Here is a 24982-nt window from a genome sequence, read left to right on the forward strand (position 1 = left end):
ACATGAGCTCCCAGTCCCGTGCCGCCAATTCAAGGGCAGATCGCATCGTCGATGTGCTGAGCCGTGAATTCGGCACGCTCATGGCGGTCGACCCGGCCGCGTTCCGCCGCAAATTCCGGAAGATGGCCGCCTCGCCGTTCGCGTTCTACCGGGGCAGCGCCTCGCTCTTCTACGCCGACCTCACCGGCGACTACCGCGACGACAGCTTCCTCGACGAGCGGACCAGCCGGGTGTGGATCCACGGCGACCTGCACGCCGAGAACTTCGGCACCTACATGAACTCCTCCGGCCACCTGGTCTTCAACGTCAACGACTTCGACGAGGCGTACGTCGGCCCGTTCAGCTGGGACCTCAAGCGGTTCGCGGCGAGCGTCGCCCTGATCGGGTACTCGAAGGCGCTCTCCGACGACAACATCACGGCGCTGGTCACCACGTTCGCGCAGTCGTACCTGACCGAGCTGCGGGCGATCGCGAACGGCGGCGACGACGCGATCGGCTCGATCACCCTGGAGAACGCCGACGGCGTGCTGCGCCGGGTGCTGCAGGAGGCCCGGCTCAACACCCGGGTGGACCTGCTGGCCGGGCAGACCACGATCGACGACTACGAGCGGCGGTTCTCGCTCGGCGACGGCGTCTACGAGGTGGAGCCGGACACCGAGAGCCAGGTTCGCGCGGCCTTCCAGCAATACCTGAGCACCTTGCCGGAACACAGCAGGCCGATCGCGACGAACATCAAGGACATCAAGCTGCGCAAGGGCGTGGGCATCGGCTCGGCCGGGCTGCCGTCGTACAACCTGCTGCTCGAGGGCCACACCGAGGCACTCGAGAACGACGTGATCATCTACATGAAGCAGGCGCAGGTCCCGGCCGTCGCGCGCTGGGTCGACGACGAGCGGGTCCGGTCGTACTTCAAGCATCAGGGTCACCGGACGGCCGAGTCGCAGCGGGCTCTGCAGGCGCACGCCGACCCGTGGCTCGGCTTCACCGAACTGGACGGGGTCGGTCAGCTGGTCGCCGAGGTGTCCCCGTACGCCGCCGACCTGGACTGGTCGGACGTGAACGAGCCGGAGGAACTGACCGGTGTGATCGCCGACCTGGGTCGCGCGGTGGCCCGGATGCACTCGGTCGCCGACGACGAGTCAAGCCACGACCTGGTCGACTTCTCCACCGAGGAGGCGATCGTCGCGGTGATCGACGCCGACGAGCCCGGTTTCGTCAGGCACCTGGTCGAGTTCGCCCACAAGTACGGCGACCAGGCCCGCGAGGACCACCAGGACTTCGTCGACGTCTTCCGCAACGGCCGCCTTTAGGAGATCTTCGAGACCACGATCGCTCCCGCGCTGCTCCCGGTCGCCTCCTCATCCGGCTCCAGCTGGGTGGAGAGCCCGGCCGCGGTGAGGTCGTAGTCCAGCGAGGCCTTCTGCCCGCAGGGGACCTCCACCGACTCGGGCCGGGCCGGGGTGGCTCCCGTGGTGGCCTGGCCGACGACGAGCGTGGCGGTGCCGAACCCGACGCAGGCCGCGTGGATCCGGTAGCGGCCCGGCTCGACCGTCCAGTCCTCGCTGCCGGAACCGTTGCCCATGAAGAAGCTCTCGGCGGAGAGACCGTCGTCCGGCAGCATCGCCAGTGCGGCGTCCTGCTGCCGGGTGCGGTCGTCCTCGCGGAGCTCCGGGAGGTATCCGAAGACGGCTGCTTCGCTCCCGGTCACCTGAGGTGTCACGGTGACCGGCATGATCGCGCCCGGGTCGGGCGTCCTCACCGGCAGGGTCAGCACGGTGGTCTGGGCGATGTCGCAGACGACACTCGCGGCGGCCGCGCCGATCGTGAACCGCACCGAACCCTCGCCCACGCAGACCATCTTGACGTCGTACCGGCCGCCGATCAGGTTCCGGCTGGTGGTGAACCGGCCGTCGCCGGGGTCGAGGACGGCGATCCCGCCGAGCCCCTGCTCCTCCAGGTCGTCGATGCCGACCGCCGCCGCGACGCGTTCGGTGGCATCGTCGACCGAAGGGTGCGAGGGCGAGGGCGCGACCGGGGGAGCGGAGTCGTGCTGCGGCCGCAGCACCGCGATCAACCCGGCCACGGCCAGCACGAACACCACGGCGAGGGTGGCCGCGAGGGCCGCCCGCCCGCGATGCAGCCAGGACTTCACGGTTCCGGTGGCGACGCCCTCCCGCGCGGCGATCTCGGCGACCGGGACGTCCTCCAGGTAGTGCAGGACGATGGCCCTCCGGTGCGCGGCCGGCAACTTGCCGAGCGCTGCGAGCAGGGTGACCCGGTCCGGGCCGGGACCGTCGGACTGCGGTTCGACGCGGCGCTGCCGATGCAGGAACCCGAGAGCGGTCCGCGCCTTACGCCACCTGCTGACGGCCAGGTTCCAGGCGACACGGCGGATCCACGCGGCCGGGTCGTCGTACGAGGAGATGGTGTCCCATCGGACGAGGGCGCGATAGAACGCCTCCTGGACCACGTCGTGCGCGTCCTGCCGATCACCGAAGTGCGACTGGATCTGGGCTACGAGTTCGGTGTATCGGGCGGCGTACACCTCGTCGAAGGAGGGTCGCACGGCGATCGGCGTCTCCGATCCAGGGCTGGCGATGGCTGTCACGGCGACTACACGCCCGTGACCGGCGGCCGGTTGCACCCGGCCGCCGGAAGATTCTCACCTGATGCGCAGCACATAGCCGGTCTCGGCCCGCTCCGCGGCGGCCGCGTCGTACCGGGTCCAGAATTCCACGCCGTAGCCGAGTGCGTCCGGAAGATCCTCGGACGACGGCGCCGGGGCCAGGAGCAGGCGACCGAGTGCTCGCCGAGGACCTTGCCGCCGTCGGTACGGCGCTACCATGCGCCCTTCCGCGTGCTCGTCGTCATGTCGAGCATCTTCTCGACGCTCGCGGCTTCGTCGTGAGGAGCCAGCGGCGCGTCGCCCTGGCCGGTGACGCGGAACGCGTACCCGGCGTCACCGGAAGCGTCCTCGATGCCGAATCGCAGCACCGGCAGCAGGAACGCGTCGAGCTCGCGGGTGACCGGCGCCGGATCGTCGGAGCACCGGACCTTGATCCGCGCCAGCTCCTTGTCCTGGTGCCGGTCGTGCAGGTCGCCCGCCACGTCGGCGGTCACCACCAGGGTGAATCGGCCCTCGCCGGCGCAGGCCGCGGTGAGGGCGAGCTTCGGCAGGTACATCCGCTGCTCGATTCCGCCCTCCCGGACCGGCCCGGTCTGCTCGAACGCCGGCCGGTCGTCGTGGATCTCCCGGAAGGCGACCGCCGCCAGCCGCTGCGCCGGGTTGAGCCCCAGAACCGGTGAGGACGCGGACGGGACGGCGGGGGTGGCAGCGGGCAGCGCCGGCGCCGCCGTCGGCTTCTTGACCAGGGTGAACCCGCCGAGGAGCGCCGCGGTCAGCGCGCACGCCACGGCGACGACCCCGGTGGTCCGGCGCCGGCGTACGGTCCGCCGTGCCGCGGCGGCGCCCGGTGGCCGGATCTCCCGTACCGCCGACTCCCGCAGGTCCGCGAGAAGCTCTTGCAGTTGATCGGTCACAGCGCACCTCCGTTCATGTCCTCGGCGAGAGAGAGTTCCGCGGCGAGAGCCGCCCGGCCCCGAGACAACCAGGACCGCACCGTCCCCTCGGCGACCCGTTCCCGCGCGGCGATCTCGGCCACCGGCAGGTCGGCCAGGTAGCGCAGCACGATCGCCCGGCGCTGGGCGGGCGGCAGCGTGCCGAGCGCGGCCAGCAGGGCGACCCGTTCCGGTCCCGGGCCGGCGGTCTGCGGCTCGGCCGGCCGTTGCCGGTTCAGGAAGTTCAGCGCGGTCCGGGCCCGGCGCCACCGGCTGACCGCCAGGTTCCAGGCGACGCGGCGGACCCACGCGACCGGGTCGTCGTACCCGGCGATGTGCTTCCAGCGGGCGAGCGCGCGGCAGAACGCCTCCTGCGCGACGTCCTGCGCCTCCTGCCGGTCGCCGAAGTACGCATACAGCTGCACGGCGAGGTCCGCATAGTGCGCGGCATAGATCTCGTCGAACGAAGGCGCGGTGATCGGCTTCTCCGTATCGGTATCGGCTATGGCGGTCACGGGGACTACACGCCCGGACCACGCGGAACGTTGCAGAGGTCGTGAGGACCATAGGATGTCGGCATGACGCCAGAAGAGGTCGGGGACCGCATGGTCAGCCTGCTGGCGACCGACCAGCTTCCGCTCAACGCCACGGCCGGGATCTCCGGCGGCGGCCCCGGGCACGCCCGCGCGGTGATCGACGTGCCACCCGGCCGCTGGTGGTTCGCCGCCGAGCTGGCCCGCGACCCGGGTGCGGTCGGCTGCGATTTCTTCGACTGGCTCTCCGCCGTGGACGAGCTCGACGACGGCTTCACCCTGGTCGCCCACCTCTGGTCGGTGCGGCGCAAGCACGGCATGCTGCTGCGTTCCCGGGTCCCGCGGGACGCGCCGGAGATCGAGTCGCTGGTGGACCTCTACCCCGGCGCGGACTGGCACGAGCGGGAGACGCACGAGATGTTCGGCATCGCGTTCGCCCGCCACCCGGACCTGCGTCCGCTGCTGCTGCCGCCGGAGTTCGAGGGGCATCCGCTGCGCAAGGAGTTCGTGCTGGCGTCCCGGGTCGCGAAGCCGTGGCCGGGCGCGAAGGAGCCGGGCGAGTCGGAGGCCGGCGCCGCGAAACGCGCCCCGATGCGCCCGCCCGGCGTCCCCGACCCGAACGAGTGGGGCCCGATGAAGGGCAAGGTGCCGCCGCCCGAACGACCGGCCCGCCCCGAACGACCGGCCCGCCCCGAACGACCGGCCCGACCGGCTCGCCCGCCGCGGGAGGAGAGCTGATGCCGCTCTGGCTCGACCTCCTGATCCGGGTCGTCGCCGTGATGGCCGCGTTCCTGGTCCTGCCGCTCGTCGTCGGCCAGGCCGAGCACAAGGTGATGGCGCACATGCAGGGCCGGGTCGGCCCGATGTACGCGGGCGCCTTCCACGGCTGGGCCCAGCTCGTCGCGGACGGCGTCAAATTCGTGCAGAAGGAGGACGTCACCCCGAGGGACGCGGACCGTGCCGTCTTCCGGCTCGCCCCGATCGTGGCGCTCTTCCCGTACCTCGTGGTGCTCTTGACCATCCCGCTCGGACCCGGCGGCCTGGTCGCCCAGAGCTTGGACATCGGGTTGTTCCTGGTCCTGGCGGTCCTGGGGATCGGCGTGCTGGCCGTGCTGATGTCGGCGTGGAGCTCGGCGAACAAGTACAGCCTGCTCGGCGGCGTCCGGGGCGCGGCCCAGCTGCTCGGTTACGAGCTCCCGCTGGTCCTGGCGGCGGCGAGCGTCGCGATGGCGGCCGGCACGCTGAGCCTGCCCGGCATCGTCGAGGCGTGGCGCCCGTGGTGGCTGATCTGGCAGGCCCCGGCCGCGCTGGTCTTCTTCGTGGCCGGTCTCGCCGAGATCCGCCGCCCGCCGTTCGACATGCCGATCGCCGACTCCGAGCTGGTCTTCGGCTACATGACCGAGTACACCGGACTGCGCTTCGCGTTCTTCTTGCTCGCCGAGTACGTCGGGATCGTCGTCATCGCGGCCCTGACCACCGTGTTGTTCCTCGGCGGCTGGCACGGCCCGTTCTCCGACCAGCTGGGCTGGCTCTGGACCCTGCTGAAGATCTTCGCCCTGTCCTTCGTGATCATCTGGCTGCGAGTGAGTTACCCGCGCCTGCGCGAGGACCAGCTGCAGCGCCTCTGCTGGCTGATCCTGGTCCCGACCGCCCTGGCCCAGCTAGTCCTGACCGTCGCCGTGAAGGCCCTCACCTGAGGCCAGGTGGCGGGGCGTCAGCCGCTTGATCGGGATGTCGATCGGCCACGGCTCCAGGGTGCGGATCCGGGCGTCGAAGATCTCGACCGGCCGGTAGACGCCGGAATCCGAGTCCAGTCGGTGCGCGTGCACGACGATGCCACCGGCCGTCTCGATCCGCCAGTAGTGGGGGATCCCCGCGGAGGCGTAGAGCGCCGGTTTGGTCACGCGGTCCATGGCGAGCGAGCTCGGCGACACGATCTCGACGGCGAGCACGATCTCGTCCGGCGTGTAGAACCGCCCGCGGCGCCGGGCCGCCTCGTCCGTCGCCACCTGCACGTCCGGGATGAAGGCCCGGGTCGAGCTGAGCCGGATCTCCACGCCCTGAGTGACCTGGAGATGGTCCGGGCAGCTCTCCTCGAGAGCCACCCCGAGGCGCATGGCGATGATCTGGTGGATGTCGGTGGGTGAGGGTGACACGAGGAGCACTCCATCGAGCAACTCGCGGCGAACGCCGTCGTCGGGCAGATTTTCGAGATCCTCGACGGTCCAGCCACGAGCGTGCGACGACTCGATCGCTGCGGTCATGTGAGCCTCCAGGACGAGGGTCGACTCCCCACACCGCCGAGGTTACTCCCGAAACCGGCGAGCCCGAGGTCGCGTCACCCGCCCGGACCGGGCAGGATATGCCCTTGTGACTGATAACGGCGACCGCGACGTTCCCGGCAAGGGGCTGCTCGACGGGCTCGCGGTCACCTTCAAGACGATGACCAAGCGGTCCACCACCCAGCAGTACCCGGATGTCGAGCCCGATCTCCCGCCCCGTTCGCGCGGTGTGATCGCACTGTCCGAGGAGAACTGCACGGTCTGCATGCTCTGTGCCCGGGAGTGCCCGGACTGGTGCATCTACATCGACTCGCACAAGGAGGAGGTCGTCGTACCGGGGGCCGCGCGGGCGCGTCAGCGCAACGTGCTGGACCGGTTCGACATCGACTTCGCGCTCTGCATGTACTGCGGCATCTGCATCGAGGTCTGCCCGTTCGACGCGCTGCACTGGACGCCCGAGTTCGAATACGCCGAGACCGACGTCCTCTCCCTGCTGCACGACAAGGACCGGCTGGGCGAATGGATGCGCACGGTGCCTCCGCCGCCGGCTCACGACGTGCTCGGCGAGCCGAGCAAGGAGGAGGCCACGGCGGCGCGCAAGGCGGCAGGTCCGGGTGCGGCGACTGCCGCCAAGACCGCAAGACCTTCCGTCGTACGGGCGAAGCCCGCCACGACCGCATCGGAAACGCCCCCGGCGGCGACGCCGGGAACCGTCCCGCCCGCCACCGGCCCTGAGGAGGACCGGCAGTGACCGTCGCTGACGTCCTGCTGCTGGCGCTCGGCGCGCTCGCCGTCGGTTCCGGGGCTCTCGTCGTCACCAGCGGGCACGTGGTCCGCGCCGGCCTCTACCTGGTGGTCAGCCTCGGTGCGATCGCCGGCCTCTACCTGGTCCTCGGCGCCGAGCTGGTCGCCTGGGTGCAGGTGCTGGTCTACGTGGGCGCGGTCGTGGTGCTGCTGCTCTTCGCGGTGATGCTGACCCGCGCGCCGATCGGCCCGTCGACCGATCTTGATCGGCCCGCGGCCCCGGCCGCCCTGATCGGCGGTGGCGCCGGCCTGGGCCTGGCCACCCTCTTCGTCGACGCGTTCCACTGGGTGCGCTACCCGGCCCCGCCCCCGGAGACCGCCGAGCGGGTCGGTGAGCGGATCTTCGGCGCCTGGGTGCTGCCGTTCGAGGTGCTCTCGATCCTGCTGCTCTCCGCGCTGGTGGGAGCGATCATCCTGTCCCGTCCGGACCTGGGCGCCAGAAAGGAGGAGGACGCCTGATGCACGTCGTCATCCCGTACGTGGTGGGCGCTCTCCTCTTCGGGCTGGGCGTCTACGGCGTGCTGCGCCGGCGGAACGCGATCCTGGTCCTGATGGCCGTCGAGCTGATGCTCAACGCGGTGAACCTGATCCTGGTGACCGCCGACGTCTCGCTGCGATCGGCCCTGCAGGGCGTCACGATCGAGTCGTGGTCCCGCCCCGGCGCGGCCGACCCCGGAACCGGCGGCGTCTTCGCGCTCTTCGTGATCGTGCTGGCCGCCGCCGAGGTGGGTGTCGGGCTCGCGATCATCCTGCAGTTCTACCGGATGCGCCGCGCCGTGATCACCGATGAGGTGCGGTTGGACGCCGACGAGGAACGGGTGGCCGGGTGAGCGTCGACGTCGCCGGGCCGCTGCTTCCGCTCGTACCCCTGCTCGCCGGCCTGCTCGGTCTCCTGCTGCCGCCGGGCGACGGCACCGGACCACGCCGGAGGCTCGCGGCCGGAATCGGCGTCACCGGGGCCGCGCTGGCTCTGATCCTCGCGATCAGGCTGCTGTTCCACGACCGTGAACCCTTCGAGACCGGCCTGGAGATCGCCCACTTCGGCGACTTCGCGGTCGGTTTCGGCGTCGCGATCAACCCGGCCGTGGTCTACGTCGCGATGGCGGTGAGCCTGGTGGCGCTGCTCGTGCAGATCTACTCGGTCACCTACCTGCACGACGATCCGCGGTACGCGCCCTACGCCGCCCAGGTCAGCCTCTTCACCGGCGCGATGCTGCTGGTGGTGACGTCGAACGACCTGATCGTGCTGCTGGTCGGCTGGGAGGTGATGGGCGCCTGCTCCTACCTGCTGATCGGTCACGACCGGCGGCTGCCGGAAGCGCCCGCCGCGGCGGTGAAGGCGTTCCTGGTCACCCGGGTGGGTGACGTCGGCTTCCTGCTCGGCATCGCCGTGCTGATCACGCAGGCCGGCAGCACCCACCTCGACCAGGTGCTCCACACGCCGTACGACGCCACGACGCTGACCGTCGCGCTGCTGCTGATCCTGGCGGGCGTCGCCGGCAAGAGCGCGCAGTTCCCGCTGCACACCTGGCTGCCGGACGCGATGGCCGGTCCGACCCCGATCTCAGCGCTGATCCACGCCGCCACGATGGTCGCGGCCGGCGTCTACGTGGTCTTCCGGCTCTACCCGCTCTTCGAGCAGTCGCCCGCCGCGCTCGCGACGCTCGGTGTGATGGCCGCGATCACGATCCTGCTCGGCGCGCTCGCGGCCACCGCACAGGACGACCTGAAACGCGTGCTGGCCTGGTCGACCGTCTCGCAGATCGGCTACATGACCGCGGCCCTCGCCGTCGGCTCGCCCGCCGCCGCGCTGTTCCACCTGCTCACCCACGCGGCCTTCAAGGCGCTGCTCTTCCTCGCGGCCGGCGCGGTCATCCACGCGGTCGGCACGAACTACCTGTCCCGGATGGGTGGTCTGCGGTCGTCCATGCCGGTGACGTTCTGGTCGTTCGTGATCGGCCTGGCCGCCCTGGCCGGGGTGCCGCCGCTGGCCGGCTTCTGGTCGAAGGAGACGGTGCTGACCGCTGCCGCCCACGCGACCGAGGGCGGCGAACCGATCCCGGCCTGGGCCGGGTGGGTGGTCTGGCTGGCCGCGCTCCTCGCGGTCGGGATCACCGCCTGGTACGCCACGCGCCTGCTGCTCAGGGCCTTCTTCGGCGTATCCCGGGCCTACGGTCCGGACGGCCCGGACTGGGAGATCGGTTTCGACGACGCGCGCTACCGGGCCCCGGCCGTGCCGCACGACCCGCCGTGGCTGATGCGCGGCCCGCTGCTGATCCTGCTGGTACCGGCCGCGCTCCTCGGACTCGCCGCGTACGCCCCCGGCTTCCGCACCTCACTCGAACTCGAGGATCCGCACCTCGGCGTGGCGGTCGCCCTGCCGATGCTGCTGCTCGCCGCGGGCGCCGGCGCCGCCTGGTGGATCTGGTGGGCGGTCCCCGGCGTCGACCCGGCCCTCGCGCTCGGCCCGGCCCGGCCGCTCTTCGCCGCCGGGTTCCACCTCGACGCCGTCCAGCACCGGTTCGTGGTCGTGCCGGTGCGGGCCCTCGCCCGATACGTCACCGCCGCCGACGAACGAGTCGTGGACGCCGCGGTCGAGGGCGCCGGCGCCGGCACCCGCCGCCTCGGCGGTGAGCTGGCCGAAGCACACCGGGTCGCGGTGCTGCCGGTCGCCGCGGTCCTGGTCCTGCTGGGCGCCCTGGTGCTCGGCATCGTCGCGTGGCTGGGAGTGCCGGCATGACCGTGTCCACCGATTCCTGGTCGTTCCTGCTCGCGCTGATGCTCGCCGTACCGGCTCTCGGCGCCGCGGCGGTCGCGCTCATGCCGGCGGGCCGGGACCGGCAGGCCCGCATCGTCGCGTCGGTCTTCGCCGCCGCGACGTTCGTGCTGACGGTGACGCCGATCGCCTTCTCCGGTGATCGCCTCTGGGCCACCTACGGGAACGAGCCGCCCGGCGTGATCCCGTGGCTGAATCTCGACGTGCCGTGGGTCCCGGCCCTCGGTGTGGACTTCCACCTCGGCGTCGACGCGATCTCGTATCCGCTGGTCGTGCTGACCGGGCTGCTCACACTGCTCTGCTGCCTCTACACGATCAAGACCGGTGCGCGTGCCCTGGCCGCCCTGCTGCTGGTCCTGGAGGTCGGTGTCCTCGGCACGTTCCTGGCGCTGGACCTGATCCTGTTCTTCGTCTTCTTCGAGGTCGTCCTGCTGCCGATGTACGCGATCATCGCCGGCTGGGGCGGACCCTCACGGAGGGCCGCCGCGCGCAAGTTCGTGCTCTACACGCTGCTCGGATCGGTGCTGTTGCTGTTAGCCGTGGTGACGGTCGTCTCGCAGGCGGGCACGGGAGATCTCTCGTATCTCTCCGCTGTCTCGCCCTTGAGCCGTAATGTGCAGTGCTTCGTCTTCGCCCTCTTCGCCGTCGCCTTCGCGATCAAGGCGCCGCTCTGGCCGCTGCACACCTGGCTGCCCGACGCGCACACCGAGGCACCGACCGTCGGCTCGGTGATGCTCGCCGGGGTGCTGCTGAAGATGGGCACGTACGGCCTGATCCGGATCGGTCTCGGCGTCACCCCGGACGGCGCCGCCTGGGCCTCACCGGTCCTCGGCGCGCTGGCCGTCGTCGCGATCCTCGCCGGTTCCCTGATCTGCCTGCGGCAACGCGAGCTGAAACGACTGATCGCGTACTCGAGCGTCGGCCACATGGGTTTCGTGCTGCTCGGCATCGCGACGCTGACGGTCACCGGCATCCAGGCCGCGCTGATCGGCAACATCGCACACGGCCTCATCACCGGCCTGCTGTTCTTCCTGGTCGGCACGGTCAAGGAGCGCACCGGCACCGGCTCGCTGGAGCAGCTCAGCGGCCTGCGTGAACAGTCACCCCGGCTGGCCGGCCTCCTCGGCTTCGCGGCCATCGCCTCGCTCGGGCTGCCGGGACTCGCCGGTTTCTGGGGGGAGGCGTTCGCGGTGGTCGCCGCCGTACAAGCGGGCGGTTGGTTCTGGATCCTCTGCGGCGTGCTGGCCGCCTGCGGTGGCGCGCTGACGGCCGCCTACTTCCTCCGCCTCCTGCGCAGGGTCACCCACGGCCCGGCGACCCCCGCGGTACGGACGGCCCGCTCGTCGATCAGCCCGGGGGAGTGGGCGTCGTGGGCGCCGCTGGTCCTGCTCACCCTGGCTGTGGGGGTGGCGCCGGCCCTGGTCCTCGCCGGCACCGACGTCCCGATCGCAGCGATCCTCGGTCTGGAGGCCGCTCGTGGGTAGCCAGCCCGTCGGACACCTCGCCCTCCTCCCGCTCTATGCGGCGGCGGCGACGGCGATCCTGGCGCTCCTCGCCGACCTCTTCACCGGGCGCCGGGGCGCCGTCACGGGCGTGACCCTTCTCGGAACGCTCGCCACCGCGGCGGGCGCGATCGTGGCAGCCGGCGCCGAGCCCACCTTCTGCGCGAGCGGCGGCTGCTCCTGGGTGCCGTCGGGCGCGGCGACCACCACGGCGGTCCTCTTCGCCGGACTGACCGCCGGCGTCCTGGCGTTCTCCCTGCCCGCCCTCCGCCTCGGCATCGCCCCGGCCGGCGAATTCTGCTTCCTGCTGGCCTGCTCGATGACCGGTGGCGTGACGGTCGCCTACGCCGGCGACCTGATCACCCTGATCGTCGGGCTGGAGACGCTGACGCTGCCGCTCTACGTGCTCGTCGGACTGCGCCGTTTCGCCCCCTCCGAACGGGTCACCACCGACGGCGCCGCCGCCTCGGTGACGTTCTTCCTGATCAGTGTCGTCTCCACGGCGGTGGCGCTGCTCGGCGTCGCACTCAACTACGCGGCGACGGGCGGCGTACATCTGGCGCTCCTCACCACCGCTCCCGCCCCGTTCGCCCCCCTGGCCGGCGTAGGCGCGGCCCTGCTCGTGATCGGCCTGGCCTTCAAAGTGGCGGCGGTGCCCCTGCACGCGTGGGCGCCCGCCACGTACGACGGCGCTCCGGTGCCGATCGCCGCCTACCTGTCCACCGCGTCGAAACTCGGCGGCGTGATCGCCCTGGCCGCCGTGGTGTCCCGCCTCGACACCCGCGGGGTCGTCGCCGTCCTCGCCATCCTCACGATGACCATCGGCAACCTGGTGGCGCTCCGGCAGTCCCGCATGGTGCGCCTGCTCGCCTGGTCGTCGGTCGCCCAGGCCGGCTACATCCTCGCCGCCCTCGCTCTGGGCGAACCCGGCGTGGTGGCGGCTCTGGCGTACGCCGTCTTCTTCGTCATCCTCGAACTGATCGCCTTCGGCGTGGTGGTGGCGCTGCGAGCCCCCGGCCAGGACGGCGGTGCCGTGGCCGACTACCGGGGAGCGGGCCGCCGCCACCCCTGGCTGGGCGCCGCGCTCGTACTCGCCCTGGCCGGCCTCGCCGGTCTCCCACCCGGTCTGGCAGGCCTGTTCGCGAAACTCTCGGTGGTAGACGCCCTGGTGGACGCGGACTGGACCTGGCTGGCCGGCGTGGTCGTCCTCAACGCCGTGATCGCCCTCGCCTATTACGTCCGGGTGGCGGCAAGCCTCTACTCACTCCCTGCCCGAGTCGGCATCTCCGTAGCCGACCCGGTCCTCGTTGACGAGGCCGTCCACCCGCGCGTGCCGGTGCCCCGCCCGGTCGCGCTGACGTTGTCGGTGGCCGCCCTGATCGTGGTGATCCTGGGCTTCGCACCACAGTTGTTGTTCGACGCCCTGTAGAGGGCGTGGTGTGGAGCAGCCGTGGTGGCGGGCATCGGGCTGGACCGGGGTGGTGGGGCGTGGTCGGATCGGGGGGTGGAACTCACCAAACAGTTCAGTGACGAGCAGTTCGCGGCCGCGCTGGAGTCGTGGTCCTGGTTGGACCTGCGGGGGAAGACGCCTCGGTTCGCGTCGCTGTTCGGGAATGTCTTCCTGGAGGATTCGGCGGGCGGCTGGTGGTTCCTCGACACGTTCGGCGGGGAGCTCGTGCCCGGCTGGGCCGGCCGCGACGAGCTGGTTGCCGAGTTGGGGACTCAGGACGGGCAGGACCAGTACCTTCAGGGCGTGCTGGCGACGGCCGCGTTCCACCGGCGGGGGCTGAGCCTGAACGACGACGAGGTGTACGGCTATGCGCCACCGCCCGTCGTCACCGGGAGTTTCGCCGTCGAGGAGATTCAGGTTTTCCGGTTCACCGTCGTCGTCGGTGTCGCGGGTCAGTTGCACCGGCAACTGCGCGACTGACGACGTACGAGGAAATCGCATACAACCGGGTCCTGCGCACTGGCGTCTATCTAAGTGACGGCAGGAACGGGGAGCGGGATGGATGAGGATTATCTGGCGTACGTCAACGGGCGCCTTCCCGCGCTGAGACGGCTCGCCTATCTGCTCAGCGGGAACCGGGATCAGGCGGACGACCTGGTTCAGGAGACCATCACCAAGTTGTACGCGCGGTGGCCACGGGTTTCGAGTGCCGAGAACGTGGACGCCTACGTGCACACGATGATCGTCCGGTCGTTCCTGGACGAGAAGCGGCGCGGCTGGTGGCGGGTCGGGTTGTTCGCGGCGGCGCCGGAGCGGGAGGAAGGGGCCGGGCGGCCGGATCTCGAGGAACGGACCGTGTTGCGCGCCGCGTTGTCGCAGGTGCCCGCGAAGCAGCAGGCGGTTCTGGTGCTGCGGTTCCTCTGTGATCGGCCGGTGGCGGAGGTGGCCCAAATCCTCGGCTGCTCCGAGGGGACGGTGAAGAGCCAGACCTCGCACGGCCTCACCGCACTGCGCCGGATCCTCGGTGAACCCGCCCCGATGAAGAGCGGAGCACGTCATGAACGACGATGACTACGGAAATCTGCTGCTGCGGCCACTCGACACCGGGGCGCCGGACGGGCCCAGCAAGATCGACGTCGCCAAGGCGATGAAGGACGGCCTGCGGGTTCGCCGGGTCCGGGCCTGGTCCAGCGCGGCGGCCGTCGCCGGCGTGGCTGTGGCGATCACCGGTGGCGTGCTGGTGCTGCGCCCACCGGCCCCGCAGACGCCGCCCGCGCTGCCGGCCGACCCGGCCCTGCCGACCGCGTGCACGCCGTCGATGCTGCCGATGGGTGACGCGAAGTCGGCGTCGGTGAACGCGGGGGACCCGAGTGGCACCTATCTGGTCGGCACCAGCGAGCCGGTCGACGGCGGCGACCACGACGTCCTGGTCTGGCGGAACGGGAAACTGGTCGCCGCCGTACCGCAGAAGAGCCCGAAGGTCGCGATGGAGGACATCAACGCCTCCGGGATCGCGGTGGGGTCGACGGTCGCCGGGAACACCGAGCCGTACGCGCTCCACGACGGCGAGATCACCCGGATGAAGGGAACCGGCAACCCGGTAGCGATCAACGACGCGGGGGTGGTGGCCGGCGACACCGAGGGCGCCAGGAGCGGTTCGGTGCCGCAACGGTGGTCGTCGTGGGACGCCGAACCCGAGCTGATGGTCCTGCCCGACGGGATGACCGAGGGGCAGGCCTTCGACATCACCGAGGACGGCACCATCCTCACCGCGCTCGGAAGCAGGGCGGCGAGTGCGCTCTACCTCTGGCACGCGGACGGCTCGATCGAGAGGATCGCACCGCCGAAGGCCGCCCCGGGCAAGGAGGCCGAGGTCCGGGCGATCGCGATCCACTTCGGATGGGTCTACGCCGAGGTGGCGTCGAGCGTGCGGGGCAGCGCCGGATTCGGGGCCGCCGTGTCAGCGCTCCACCGGTACGAACCCGGCAGCCGGACCTGGCAGAAACTGAACGACGACCGGTACGTCGTGCAGGTGCCGGCCGTGCAGCGCCGGGGCGGCGGATTCATCCAGGACGCCCCGGTCGTCTACGTCGGCGACCAGATCCTTCGCCTGCCGAAACTGGAGAAGTACGAGGACGACTCGTTCGGCGTCACATTCATCAGCGAGGACGCCCGGGTGGTCGCCGGCTCGAACATGAGCGGCATCGCCGCGGAGCGTCCCGTCGTACCGATCATCTGGCGGTGTGATTAGCGCGACAAGCGCTCCGAGATCTCCCTGCGCATCGACGGGGGCAGGGAGTCAGCGACCAGGAGGCGGGACAGCCGATCCGGGTCGTGCATGTAGATGTCGAACGCCTCGGCCACGGTCAGCCCGTGGCCGGGGCGATCGACCACCTCCACCCGGTCGCCGGCGCTGATCTCGCCGGGATTGAGGATGCGCAGGTACGCCCCGGTCCGGTTGGCGAGGGCGAACCGTTTGATCCAGCGCTGCTCGCCCATCCGATGCTGGAACGTCGAGCACGGGATGCGGCCGAACGTCGGCTGGAGCACCACTCCGGACGGGAAGTGCCACTGCTCGCCGATCACCGCGCCGAGCAGGTCCAGGCCTTCGGTGGTCAGGTTCTCGCCGAAGAGGCCGTTCGGCAGCTCGCGGCCCAGTTCGGCTTCCCACCATTCGTAGTCTTCCCGGGCGTACGCATAAACCGCTTGGTCGTCGCCGCCGTGATGCTTCGTGTCGCCGATGAAGTCGCCGATCACGCCGCTGTGCAGCCCGGTGGTCTTCGGGCCGGGCGGCCGCACCTCGATCGGGCCGTCGACCGGGCGTTTGCCGATGCCGGTGATCCCGACACCCTTCGCCGGATTGTGCTCGGACTTGCCGACATTGACGGTGAGAACAGTCCCCATGCCCCGAGCCTAGAGCCCCCAGGCCTTCGCGATCCGGCCCAGGCTGTCCTGCCGGGTCGCCGGGTCGAACACCGCACCGGCCAGGATCAGCTCGTCCGCCCCGGTCCGCTCGACGAGTTCCTCGAGACCGGCGACGACCTCCTCGGCGGTTCCGGCGTACTGCGTGCCGGGCAGCGAGTCGAGCACGGCCCGGTCGAGGTCGGAGAGTTCCTTCGCGGCGGCGGTCTCCGGTGAGACGATCGGGCCGAGCCGCCCGGTCCGCAGGCTCAGCGCCATGATCCGGCTGGGACCGGCGAGGTGCTGCGCCTCCTCGGTGGTCTCCGCGGCCAGCACCGAGGCGCTCACCATGAGGTGCGGTTCCGGGTATCGCGGCGACGGCTGGAAACCGTCCCGGTACAGCCGGGCGGCGCCGTCCACATCGGAGCTCATCGCGAAGTGGTAGGCGTAACAGAACGGCAGCCCGAGCGCACCGGCCAATTGGGCGCCATAGGTGGAGGATCCCAAGACCCAGATCTCCGGGTACGACTCAGCCGCCGGCGTGGCGGAGAGGCGACCCGGAACGGACGCGCGCTCGTCGCCGAGCAGCGCCATCACGGTCTGCAAGTGATCAGGGAACTGCTCCACGGTCAGATAGGGCGAGACCCCGCGCAGCGCCTGAGCCGTCGCCTGGTCGGTGCCCGGGGCCCGGCCGATGCCCAGGTCGATGCGGTCCGGGTAGAGGGCCTCCAGCAGGGCGAACTGCTCGGCGACCACGAACGGCATGTGGTTCGGCAGCATCACGCCGCCGGAGCCGACCCGGATCCTTGACGTGTTCGCGGCGACGGCGCCGATCAGGACCGGTGGCGTGGTGGACGCGACCGCCGGCATGTTGTGGTGCTCGGCGACCCAGAATCGCGAGTACCCCAGCTCGTCCGCTGTCTTGGCGATCTCGATGGTGCCGCGGAGCGCGTCGGCGCTGCCGAACCCCTCCCGGACCGTGGCGAGATCGAGGACGGAGAGCGGAACCCTGTTCGTGCGCATCCTTCGAAGCTACAGCGAACTCACAGCGTGCTCGGGATGAGACAGCAGGTGATCGACGTTCAGTGAAGTGCGGGTCACAAACCCGCAGTCATAAGGAGTGGATGTTGTCCAGCCATCACAACGGCCTCAAGACAGCTGCTCTGCTGGGTCTGCTCACCGGCCTGATCCTCGCCGTGGGCTACTGGCTGGGTGGTAGCGGCGGCCTGGTGCTCGCCGTGATCGTCTCGCTGGCCATGAACGCCTTCAGCTACTTCTACTCGGACAAGCTCGCGCTGCGCTCGATGGGCGCCCGGCCGGTCAGCGAGGCGGAGTTCCCCGAGCTCTACCAGATGGTCCGCGAACTGGCGGGCGAGGCGGGACAGCCGATGCCCCGGCTCTACGTCTCGCCGTCGATGCAGCCCAACGCGTTCGCGACCGGGCGCAACCCGGAGCACGCGGCGGTGGCGGTCACCGTCGGCATCACCCGGCTGCTGACCCTGCGTGAGCTGCGCGGCGTGATCGGCCACGAGCTGTCACACGTCTACAACCGCGACATCCTGATCTCCAGCGTCGCCGCCGGTCTGGCCGGCATCATCACGATGCTCGCGCAGCTGGCGTTCTTCCTGCCGTTCATGAGCTCCGACGACGAGGACAGCCCCAACCCGGCCGGCCTGCTGCTCATGGTGATCCTCGGCCCGCTGGCCGCGTCGATCATCCAGCTGGCGATCAGCCGCAACCGGGAGTTCCAGGCGGACGCGTCCGGCGCCACGCTCACCCGTGACCCGCTCGCTCTCGCCAGCGCCCTCGAGAAGATTCATCACGGTACGCAGAGGATGCCGCTCCCGGCCGACGGGCAGCTCGCGAGCAGCGCGCACCTGATGATCGCCAACCCGTTCCGGGGCGGTGGCCTGTCGGCGCTCTTCTCCACCCACCCGCCGATGGAGGAACGCATCCAGCGGCTTCACCAGCAGGCGTCGCTGACCCGCAGGTGACGTATTTCAATTCTGTTAACGGGGCCTCCGGCGTTAGGCTCGGAACGCTTTTCAGTCGTTACCGATCCTGATCCCGGAGGCCTGCCCGTGACCGCGTTGCGTCAGTACCTTGGCGTGTGGCGACTGCCGGGTGGCCGAGTGCTCCTGGTGGTGGGCATCCTGGCCCGCCTCGGTATCGGGATGACCCCGCTCGCCCTGCTGCTCCTGGTCGAACAGGCCACCGGGCGGTACGCGGCGGCCGGTCTAGCCGGTGGCGTCTACGCCCTCGCCGGCGCGGCCCTCAGCCCGGTCGCGGGGCGGCTCGCCGACCGGATCGGGGCGGCACCGATCCTGCTCGCCACGGCGGTGCTGCATCCGCTCGCCCTCGGCGCGCTGATCCTCGCGAGCCGTGGCGGTGAGGACGCCCTCGCGTGGATCTTCACGGCCTCGGCGGTGGCGGGGGCGACGTACCCGCCCCTGACCGCGGCGATCCGCCGCGCCTGGACCGACATGACCGCGTCCACGTCACTGCGCAGCGCCGCGATGGCCGCCGAGACCTCCCTCTTCGAACTCGTCTTCGTCCTCGGCCCGATGCTCGTCGCCGCGTTCATGGTGGTCACCGGCGAACCTGCGGCAGCCCTCGCCAGCGCCGCCGTCGCCACCCTCGTCGGCACCCTGTGGATCTCCCGCCTCCCGGTCATGCGGCTGCACGCCTCCCACAACGCCGACCACGCCGGCAGAGGCCTCGGCCCGCTCCGCGCCGTCGGCTTCCCCCACCTGCTGATCTGCGTCACCGCCCTCGGCATCGCGTTCGGCGCGGCCGGCGTGATCGTCCCCGCGTACGCGTCCCAGCACGGCGGCGGCGAAGGCCTCGGCGGCGTCCTGCTCGGCATCTGGGGTGTCGGCAGCGCCATCGGCGGCATCTGGTTCGGCACCCGCCGCCCCGCCATGGCCCTGACCAGGCAGTTCGCCTGGCTGCTCGCCGCCGTCGGCACGAGCTTCACGATCCTGGCCCTCATGCCCAGCCCCTCCTGGCTGGCCGCCGCCCTGATCATCGGCGGCGCCACCATCGCCCCGGCCCTGACCGTCGAGAACAGCCTGGTCGGCCGCCTCGCCCCGGCCGGCATGCTGAACGAGGCCTACACCTGGATGGTCACCGTCTCCGTCTCGGGCAGCGCTGCCGGCGGCGCCCTGGCCGGCCTGATCGTCGACCAGCCCGGCGGCCTGCCGTGGGCCTTCGTCTTCGCCGGTTCCGTCGTCCTGCTCGCGGCCGCCGTGGCGGCGCTGCCGCACGGTTCGATGTCCCGGGCCGACCGCCACGCAGCCGAGCCCCTGACGATGGAACCCGCCTAAGCCCTCACTCGCCGCGCAATGAGCCGTCCGGGTTTCCGTGGTTCAACGCGAGATCACCGAGCGATTTCACACAGCCAAGCAGCGCCGCGACCTAGTCGGGTCCGACAACCACGCGCCGGTGGACGGCCGAGGCGGTTGCAGCCGCTCGGTCGGTCGGAGCAGGAATCCCACGGTGAGTTCGCCCTGAACCTGCCGAGCGGTCTCCGATTTCGGTCTCGGCTTCGGCGCTGCCGGTCCAACTCGGGATCGCGTGAACGCCATCGGGACATGATCGACCTGCCCGCGGTCCGCCCCGACCGCCGGTAGAGGGCCGGACCCGGCTGGATCAAACGAAAGAAGCCCCTCCTCCGCGTTTCCGCAGGTGAGGGGCTTCCATTTCCCAGTGGTGGCGGGTAGAGGATTCGAACCTCTGTAGCTTTCGCGACGGATTTACAGTCCGCTCCCATTGGCCGCTCGGGCAACCCGCCTGGGAACCACCGCGGTCTCCCGCAGCAGCGGACATCAGAATAGCCGTACCGCAGACCGCCCCCGCAACCGGGTACGGTCGGCATGTCCAGGGGCCCAACCACCCCGCACAACAAGGAGTCTGATCATGGCAGCCAGCCCGTCGTTCGACATCGTCAGCAAGGTCGACCGGCAGGAGGTCGACAACGCTTTCAACCAGGCGGAGAAGGAGCTCGCCACCCGCTTCGACTTCCGCGGCACGGGCACCGTCGTCGCGAAGTCGGGGGAGGCGTTCACCATCACGTCGGAGACCGAGGAGCGGGCCACGGCCGCGCTCGACGTCTTCAAGGAGAAGCTGGTGAAGCGGAACATCTCCCTGAAGTCGCTGGACGCCGGCGAGCCCCGCCAGTCCGGCAAGACCTACAAGATCGACTTGAAGGTCGTGGAGGGGATCGAGTCGGACAAGGCGAAGGCGATCAGCAAGAAGATCCGGGACGAGGGCCCGAAGGGCGTGCAGCCGCAGATCCAGGGCGACCAGCTGCGGGTGACCGGCAAGAAGCGCGACGATCTGCAGGCCGTGATCGCCCTGCTCAAGCAGGAGGACTTCGGGGTCGCGCTGCAGTTCACGAACTACCGCTGATCGGCTGCTCGTTCCGCAGCGATCGGGACGCCGGCGGCTACCACGTCCTGTTCGGCGCGGCGCTCGTCGTCTTCGTGGTGGGGGCCCGCCTTCCGGGTGAGGCCTCCGGCACGGTCGTCCGAGAGCGCCGGACGAGCGATCATTGAGAGCCGATTCATCGGTACGAGGGAAAGCCCACCACCTGGGAACCCACCGGCAATCGGGGCGTCACGCCGAGCAGGATGGCCGGCATGGACGTCATGGACGCTGTGCTCTCGTTCGCACTACTCGGCGCGTTGCTCACCATCACACCGGGGCTGGACACCGCCCTGGTGCTGCGGGCCGCGATCACGATGGGCCGGGGTCCCGCGTTCGCGACGGCGTTCGGGATCGGCGCCGGCGCATTGGCTTGGGGTGCGGCGGCCGCGGTCGGCGCCGCCGCGCTGCTGGCGGCCTCCTCGCTGGCTTACACGGTCCTGCGGGTGGCCGGTGCGGCGTACATGATCTTCTTGGGTCTGAAAATGATCCGTGGGGCGCTGCGGCGGGACCGTGCCGGTGACGAGCCCGAGGTGACGACTCGGACGCCCACGCTGTGGAGCACGTTCGGGCGCGGCTTCCTGACGAACCTGCTGAATCCGAAGGTCGGCGCCTTCTACATCGCGGTGATCCCGCAGTTCCTGCCGGACGGGGCGTCGCCGCTCGGCATGGGCCTGCTGCTGGCGCTGGTGCACGACCTCGAGGGCCTGCTCTGGTTCACGGTGATCATTCTGGCGGCGCAGAGCGCGCGTGGATTCCTGGCCCGGCGGGCGGTGCGGCGTGGCGTCGACGCCGGAACCGGTGTGGCCCTGCTCGGTTTCGGTGTCCGGCTGGGCCTGTCGAGCCGCTGACAGCAGTAGTAAGTAAGGAGAAGTCAGGCCTGGCTGTCGAGCCAGCGCTGATGCGCCTCCCAGGCCGCCTGTTTGCTGCTGCCGACGGCGGCGCCGATCTGGGCCCAGGAGGCGCCGGCGCCGCGTGCTGTCCGGATCATCGGCTGTCGCCCGTACCCGGCCTTGCGGATCACCACCTCGCTCAGCGCGAGCATCTCCAGGGCCTCGTCCCGGGTGAGGCCGGGGGAGCCTTCCGGGTCCATGGCGGCGAGCGCCTCACGCATCCGGAGATCGTTGTACCGAGACGTCGCGGTCACCAGCGTGTGCCGGGATTCGAGTTCTTCCGGTGTCGTCACAGGAAGATGCTCGCGTCAGGCTGCCTTGACGTCAAGCAACCTTGACGAGTGGAGGCGAATTGCCCTCACTTCTGTCGGTAAATCCGGCGCAAAGCCCCCAATTCTTGGACCCCGAGTCGCGAGATCGACTCAACCGTTCGGCCATTGTTTCGGGATGTGTCGGTTCGACCCGCCGATCGACGCTGCCTGTCGCACAAGTGGTGTGGCAACATCAGGACACCGACCCGGAATACCCGCACCATCAGGAGCCGCACATGTCTGCAAGCAAACTGAGCCGCATTGCCGGTTTGGTTCTTGTGCTGGCGTCTGTTCTAGGTGGTCTTGCCGCTGGTCCAGCGGCTGCCGAGGAGTCCGCGGCCGTCATCTACAGCACCCTGGACTTCAACTGGGACTGAGCTCCCAGTCACCTTTCCGCGCCACCTATCAGAGGAGCGCCATGGCCGGCCGTTCGCGATCCCGGCAGCGTTCCGCTGACTACGCCTGGCTCATCACCGGCCCGCTGGCGCTGTTCGCGGTGGCCTGCACCCTGGCGTTCTGGATCGAGTCCCCCGACTGGTACGAGGACTGGCTCGCCGGCCTGATCATCTTCGCGTTCTACCTGGTCAGTCAGCTCGCCTCGTTCAACGTCGTGATCCGGCGCAGCGCCTTCGCGGTGACAGTGACCGAGGTGCCGCTGGTCCTGGGGCTCTACTACGTCTCGCCCGTGCTGATGGTCGGCGTCGTCGCCCTCGGCATGCTGTGCATCCAGATGCGGACGGCCATCGCGCCGGTCAAGGCCTGGTTCAACGTGGCGAAGCAGGCGGCGAGCATCTGCGCCGCGCTCCTGGTGATCGGCGCGTTCCCGCGGATGACCGAGGCCGGCCTGAGCACCTGGGGGATCCTCGGCCTGGCCGTCGCGGTCAGCGTGCTGGTGCAGCTCGCCTGCCTGGCCGGCGTGATGAGCCTGGTGCAGGGCGGCCGGGCCGGCCCCGACGTGCTCCGGGCCAGCGTGCCGAACGTGGTGATCGCCGGGGTCAACGCGGCGGTCGGCCTGCTCTTCCTGATCGCGCTCGAGGAGACCAAGTGGTCCGCGCTCCTGCTCGCGGTCCTGGCCGTGGCGCTGACCCTGCTGCTCCGCTCGTTCGCCGGCGTGTTCCGGCAGCACCGCACGCTCGCCGACGTCTACGAGCTGACTCAGGCGGTGCGCAAGGAGGGTACGGACAACGCCCTGCCCGACGTCCTGCTCGGCCGGGTCCGCGCGCTGATGCGCTCGGAGTACGCGACCCTCTGGCTCGCACCCCAGGACCGCTACCCGGAGGTGCTGCTCAGCGCTCAGGTGGACAACAAGGGACTGCTCGACGTCTCACCGGTTCCGGCCGCGGTCCGCGACTTCGCGATCGAGGAGCGCCGGGTCGTCGGGGTCGGTTCCCAGTTCCGGGACACCGAGCATCTCCGCGGCGCGCTGCGCGAGGCCGGAATGAAAGACGTGCTGGTGGTGCCGCTCCGATCCGGCTCGGCCATGATCGGCACGCTCGAGGTGGTCAACCGTCTGGGTGAGAGCCGCAGCTTCCAGGACAGCGACATGCAGGTGCTGGAGACGATCGCGGCGCACACCGCGGCCGCCGTGGAGAACTCGCGGCTGGTCGACCGGCTGCGCCACGACGCGTACCACGATCGGCTGACCGGGATGCCCAACCGGCGCCGGATCGTGGACGCCCTGGCGGAGTCGGTCCGGGTGCACGCCGAGCACGAGGTCGTCGCGGTGGTCCTCTTCGACGTCGACGGGCAGCGCAACGTCAACGAGTCGATGGGGCACGCCGCCGGTGACAAGCTGCTCTCCGAGGTGGCGGCCCGGCTGCGCGGCATCGCCGACTCGGGCGCCCTGGTCGGCCGGATCGGCGGCGACGAGTTCGTGGTGACGCTGCGGGCGGAGAGCCTGGAGGCGACCATCGCGCTCGCCACCCAGATGAGGGAACGGCTGCGTGGCCCGCTCGCGGTCGGCTCGCTCACCCTGGACGTGGACACCGCGGTCGGCGTGGCGGTCTACCCCGACCACGGCAGCGACCCGGAGACGCTTCTCCAGCGGGCCGAGCTGGCAGCGAACGCGGCGAAGGCCCTGCCGTACGGCGTGCAGCCCTTCCATCCGGCGCTGGAGTCCCGCGCGGTCCGCCGGCTCGGCATCGCCGCCGACCTGCGGCGCGCGCTCGACAACGGTCAGCTGGAGGTCTACTTCCAGCCCATGGTGACCCTGGCCGACCGGCACGTGGTCGGCGTGGAGTGCCTGGCCCGCTGGGCGCACCCGGCGCACGGCGAGGTCGCCCCGGAGGACTTCGTGGCGGTGGCCGAGCACACCGGCCAGCTGGCCCGGCTGACCGAGGTGGTGCTCAGCGCCGGCCTGCGGCGCTGCCGGGACTGGGCGGACGCGGACCGGCCGCTCTCGATCGCGGTGAACCTGTCGGCGCGGACCCTGCTCGACTCCCGCTTCCCCGATGTGGTCGAGGAGATGCTGGCGACGTACCGGGTGGATCCGGGTCTGGTGACCTTCGAGATCTCCGAGCCGGGGATGCTCAACGACATCGAGCGGGTGCTGCCCACCCTCTACCGCCTCCGGGACCTCGGCGTGCGGCTCAGCGTCGACGACTTCGGCACGGGCGCCTCCTCGCTGGCCTACCTGCGCCAGTGGCCGGTCCACGAGGTGAAGATCGACGACAGCTTCGTGCAGGGCATGGCGACCGATTCCGGCGATCTCGCGATCGTCCGGGCGGTGGTCGGCCTGTCCCGCGAGTTCGGCCTCACCGTGGTCGCCGAGGGTGTGGAGAGCGAGCTCACCCTCGATCTGCTCGAGGAGATGGGCTGTGAGCTGGGCCAGGGATACCTCTTCAGCCGGCCGCTGCCGTTCGAGCGGCTGGAGGCCTGGCTGGCGGCCCAGACCGAGCCGGAGTCCACTCCCACCGGCGAGGTCCGCAGGCTCCGCGCAGTGATCTGACCTGGGGCGATCCCGTTATGGGGATACCGATTTCACCCCCGATGCAAGGCCGTGTAGTCTTACTTCTGCAGCGAGCGAGAGATCGCGAAGCAGCAAGCCCCCTTAGCTCAGTCGGCAGAGCGTCTCCATGGTAAGGAGAAGGTCTACGGTTCGATTCCGTAAGGGGGCTCTTCCGGGTTCGTTCCCGCCCCGCAGGCGATGAACTTATGAGCCTGGCTCGGCGGTGTAGCTCAGATGGCAGAGCAAGCGGCTCATAATCGCTGTGTCGCCGGTTCAAGTCCGGCCACCGCTACTTGGTAAAATCCCTGGTGGTTCCCCGTCCCGGGGCCCACTTTGCAGTTCGGCGGCCCAAGCGTCTAGGCTGGTTCGTCGACAGTTAGAACCCCGTTAGCAGGAAGGCACCCCGCCGTGGCCAAGGCGACCGACGTCCGTCCGAAGATCACCCTGGCGTGTACGGAGTGCAAGGACCGGAACTACATCACCAAGAAGAACCGGCGTAACGACCCGGACCGGATTGAGCTGAAGAAGTTCTGCCCGCGCGACGGGAAGCACACCCTGCACCGCGAGACCCGCTGATCTTCGTCTTAAAAGACGCACCCT

The 24982-nt window shown here is 70.3% G+C and carries 28 protein-coding genes and 3 tRNA genes; 21 read left to right on the forward strand and 10 right to left on the reverse strand.

The window, feature by feature from the left end; translation table 11 throughout:
- Positions 1-2: 2 nt before the first annotated feature.
- Entirely contained in the window at positions 3-1310 is a 1308-nt protein-coding gene (locus EP757_RS13205) for a DUF2252 domain-containing protein (RefSeq protein ID WP_127545657.1), read from the forward strand.
- Here EP757_RS13205 and EP757_RS44785 read toward each other — a convergent pair.
- Genes EP757_RS44785 through EP757_RS13225 form a run of 4 tightly spaced genes read right to left on the reverse strand, consistent with a single transcriptional unit; the run spans position 1307 to position 4073 of the window.
- Positions 1307-2608, reverse strand: coding sequence for a SigE family RNA polymerase sigma factor (locus EP757_RS44785; RefSeq protein ID WP_127545660.1), 1302 nt, complete (start codon positions 2606-2608; stop codon positions 1307-1309). The two genes, EP757_RS13205 and EP757_RS44785, sit on opposite strands and share 4 nt — an antisense overlap.
- Positions 2609-2662: 54 nt before the next feature.
- Entirely contained in the window at positions 2663-2845 is a 183-nt protein-coding gene (locus EP757_RS13215; protein WP_127545663.1) for a hypothetical protein, read from the reverse strand.
- A complete protein-coding gene (locus EP757_RS13220; protein ID WP_127545665.1) occupies positions 2839-3540 on the reverse strand; it encodes a hypothetical protein in 702 nt (233 codons plus the stop codon). Before EP757_RS13220 ends, EP757_RS13215 begins: the two co-directional genes overlap by 7 nt.
- The gene (locus tag EP757_RS13225) at positions 3537-4073 is read right to left on the reverse strand and encodes an RNA polymerase sigma factor (RefSeq protein WP_232050495.1); all 537 of its coding nucleotides are present in this window, start codon (positions 4071-4073) and stop codon (positions 3537-3539) included. Before EP757_RS13225 ends, EP757_RS13220 begins: the two co-directional genes overlap by 4 nt.
- 63 nt (positions 4074-4136) lie before the next feature.
- Between EP757_RS13225 and EP757_RS13230 the strand changes: the two genes are divergently transcribed.
- Together EP757_RS13230 and EP757_RS13235 are read left to right on the forward strand one after the other, a co-directional pair.
- Positions 4137-4829 carry an NADH-quinone oxidoreductase subunit C gene (locus tag EP757_RS13230; protein ID WP_127545668.1) on the forward strand — a complete coding sequence of 231 codons (693 nt, stop codon included), beginning with the start codon at positions 4137-4139 and terminating at the stop codon, positions 4827-4829.
- A complete protein-coding gene (locus EP757_RS13235; RefSeq protein ID WP_127545671.1) occupies positions 4829-5788 on the forward strand; it encodes a complex I subunit 1 family protein in 960 nt (319 codons plus the stop codon). Before EP757_RS13230 ends, EP757_RS13235 begins: the two co-directional genes overlap by 1 nt.
- Here the strand turns inward: EP757_RS13235 and EP757_RS13240 are convergent.
- Positions 5753-6355: a Uma2 family endonuclease gene (locus tag EP757_RS13240; RefSeq protein ID WP_127545674.1), complete on the reverse strand. Its 603-nt coding sequence runs from the start codon at positions 6353-6355 to the stop codon at positions 5753-5755. The genes EP757_RS13235 and EP757_RS13240 overlap by 36 nt on opposite strands.
- 106 nt (positions 6356-6461) lie before the next feature.
- On the opposite strand from EP757_RS13240, the gene EP757_RS13245 reads away from it, so the two are divergent.
- From EP757_RS13245 to EP757_RS13285, 9 genes are all read left to right on the forward strand, one after another.
- Positions 6462-7124: an NADH-quinone oxidoreductase subunit I gene (locus tag EP757_RS13245; protein WP_232050496.1), complete on the forward strand. Its 663-nt coding sequence runs from the start codon at positions 6462-6464 to the stop codon at positions 7122-7124.
- The gene (locus EP757_RS13250; protein ID WP_127545677.1) at positions 7121-7636 is read left to right on the forward strand and encodes an NADH-quinone oxidoreductase subunit J; all 516 of its coding nucleotides are present in this window, start codon (positions 7121-7123) and stop codon (positions 7634-7636) included. The genes EP757_RS13245 and EP757_RS13250 overlap by 4 nt, the downstream gene beginning before the upstream one ends.
- Entirely contained in the window at positions 7636-8007 is a 372-nt protein-coding gene (nuoK, locus tag EP757_RS13255) for an NADH-quinone oxidoreductase subunit NuoK (protein WP_127545680.1), read from the forward strand. Before EP757_RS13250 ends, nuoK begins: the two co-directional genes overlap by 1 nt.
- Complete coding sequence (locus EP757_RS13260; protein WP_127545683.1) at positions 8004-9917, forward strand: NADH-quinone oxidoreductase subunit L; 1914 nt, start codon at positions 8004-8006, stop codon at positions 9915-9917. Before nuoK ends, EP757_RS13260 begins: the two co-directional genes overlap by 4 nt.
- Entirely contained in the window at positions 9914-11437 is a 1524-nt protein-coding gene (locus tag EP757_RS13265) for a NuoM family protein (RefSeq protein WP_127545686.1), read from the forward strand. Before EP757_RS13260 ends, EP757_RS13265 begins: the two co-directional genes overlap by 4 nt.
- A complete protein-coding gene (locus EP757_RS13270; RefSeq protein WP_127545689.1) occupies positions 11430-12884 on the forward strand; it encodes an NADH-quinone oxidoreductase subunit N in 1455 nt (484 codons plus the stop codon). The genes EP757_RS13265 and EP757_RS13270 overlap by 8 nt, the downstream gene beginning before the upstream one ends.
- Positions 12885-12959: 75 nt before the next feature.
- Positions 12960-13385 carry a hypothetical protein gene (locus EP757_RS13275; protein WP_127545692.1) on the forward strand — a complete coding sequence of 142 codons (426 nt, stop codon included), beginning with the start codon at positions 12960-12962 and terminating at the stop codon, positions 13383-13385.
- A gap of 78 nt (positions 13386-13463) precedes the next feature.
- The gene (locus tag EP757_RS13280; protein WP_127545695.1) at positions 13464-13976 is read left to right on the forward strand and encodes a SigE family RNA polymerase sigma factor; all 513 of its coding nucleotides are present in this window, start codon (positions 13464-13466) and stop codon (positions 13974-13976) included.
- The gene (locus EP757_RS13285) at positions 13963-15156 is read left to right on the forward strand and encodes a hypothetical protein (RefSeq protein WP_127545698.1); all 1194 of its coding nucleotides are present in this window, start codon (positions 13963-13965) and stop codon (positions 15154-15156) included. The genes EP757_RS13280 and EP757_RS13285 overlap by 14 nt, the downstream gene beginning before the upstream one ends.
- On the opposite strand, the gene EP757_RS13290 is transcribed toward EP757_RS13285, so the two are convergent.
- Together EP757_RS13290 and EP757_RS13295 are read right to left on the reverse strand one after the other, a co-directional pair.
- Entirely contained in the window at positions 15153-15809 is a 657-nt protein-coding gene (locus EP757_RS13290; RefSeq protein ID WP_127545700.1) for an MOSC domain-containing protein, read from the reverse strand. The two genes, EP757_RS13285 and EP757_RS13290, sit on opposite strands and share 4 nt — an antisense overlap.
- A 9-nt stretch (positions 15810-15818) precedes the next feature.
- Entirely contained in the window at positions 15819-16829 is a 1011-nt protein-coding gene (locus EP757_RS13295; RefSeq protein ID WP_127545703.1) for an LLM class flavin-dependent oxidoreductase, read from the reverse strand.
- Between the two features lie 101 nt (positions 16830-16930).
- Between EP757_RS13295 and htpX the strand changes: the two genes are divergently transcribed.
- Both htpX and EP757_RS13305 read left to right on the forward strand, forming a co-directional pair.
- Positions 16931-17800: a zinc metalloprotease HtpX gene (gene htpX, locus EP757_RS13300; protein WP_127545705.1), complete on the forward strand. Its 870-nt coding sequence runs from the start codon at positions 16931-16933 to the stop codon at positions 17798-17800.
- 87 nt (positions 17801-17887) lie between these two features.
- Complete coding sequence (locus EP757_RS13305; RefSeq protein WP_127545708.1) at positions 17888-19132, forward strand: MFS transporter; 1245 nt, start codon at positions 17888-17890, stop codon at positions 19130-19132.
- Between the two features lie 383 nt (positions 19133-19515).
- Here the strand turns inward: EP757_RS13305 and EP757_RS13310 are convergent.
- A tRNA-Tyr gene (locus EP757_RS13310) sits at positions 19516-19599 on the reverse strand.
- A gap of 125 nt (positions 19600-19724) precedes the next feature.
- On the opposite strand from EP757_RS13310, the gene EP757_RS13315 reads away from it, so the two are divergent.
- Complete coding sequence (locus EP757_RS13315) at positions 19725-20216, forward strand: YajQ family cyclic di-GMP-binding protein (RefSeq protein ID WP_127545711.1); 492 nt, start codon at positions 19725-19727, stop codon at positions 20214-20216.
- On the opposite strand, the gene EP757_RS42785 is transcribed toward EP757_RS13315, so the two are convergent.
- On the reverse strand, positions 20207-20374 hold the full coding sequence (locus tag EP757_RS42785; RefSeq protein WP_160165793.1) for a hypothetical protein: 168 nt from the start codon (positions 20372-20374) through the stop codon (positions 20207-20209). The two genes, EP757_RS13315 and EP757_RS42785, sit on opposite strands and share 10 nt — an antisense overlap.
- 72 nt (positions 20375-20446) lie before the next feature.
- On the opposite strand from EP757_RS42785, the gene EP757_RS13320 reads away from it, so the two are divergent.
- Entirely contained in the window at positions 20447-21082 is a 636-nt protein-coding gene (locus tag EP757_RS13320) for a LysE family translocator (RefSeq protein WP_127545714.1), read from the forward strand.
- A gap of 23 nt (positions 21083-21105) precedes the next feature.
- Here EP757_RS13320 and EP757_RS13325 read toward each other — a convergent pair whose 3' ends face one another.
- The gene (locus tag EP757_RS13325; protein WP_127545717.1) at positions 21106-21417 is read right to left on the reverse strand and encodes a hypothetical protein; all 312 of its coding nucleotides are present in this window, start codon (positions 21415-21417) and stop codon (positions 21106-21108) included.
- A 59-nt stretch (positions 21418-21476) separates the two neighbouring features.
- Between EP757_RS13325 and EP757_RS13330 the strand changes: the two genes are divergently transcribed.
- The 5 genes from EP757_RS13330 (at position 21477) to rpmG (ending at position 24958) form a co-directional block, all read left to right on the forward strand.
- Entirely contained in the window at positions 21477-21812 is a 336-nt protein-coding gene (locus EP757_RS13330) for a hypothetical protein (RefSeq protein ID WP_127545720.1), read from the forward strand.
- A 41-nt stretch (positions 21813-21853) separates the two neighbouring features.
- Positions 21854-24382, forward strand: coding sequence for a bifunctional diguanylate cyclase/phosphodiesterase (locus EP757_RS13335; RefSeq protein WP_127545723.1), 2529 nt, complete (start codon positions 21854-21856; stop codon positions 24380-24382).
- A gap of 96 nt (positions 24383-24478) precedes the next feature.
- A tRNA-Thr gene (locus EP757_RS13340) sits at positions 24479-24551 on the forward strand.
- 50 nt (positions 24552-24601) lie between these two features.
- A tRNA-Met gene (locus EP757_RS13345) sits at positions 24602-24674 on the forward strand.
- A 116-nt stretch (positions 24675-24790) separates the two neighbouring features.
- Positions 24791-24958: a 50S ribosomal protein L33 gene (rpmG, locus tag EP757_RS13350; RefSeq protein ID WP_014440704.1), complete on the forward strand. Its 168-nt coding sequence runs from the start codon at positions 24791-24793 to the stop codon at positions 24956-24958.
- Positions 24959-24982 lie beyond the last annotated feature (24 nt).

This window comes from Actinoplanes sp. OR16, assembly GCF_004001265.1.
In the GTDB taxonomy this organism is placed as follows: Bacteria; Actinomycetota; Actinomycetes; order Mycobacteriales; family Micromonosporaceae; genus Actinoplanes.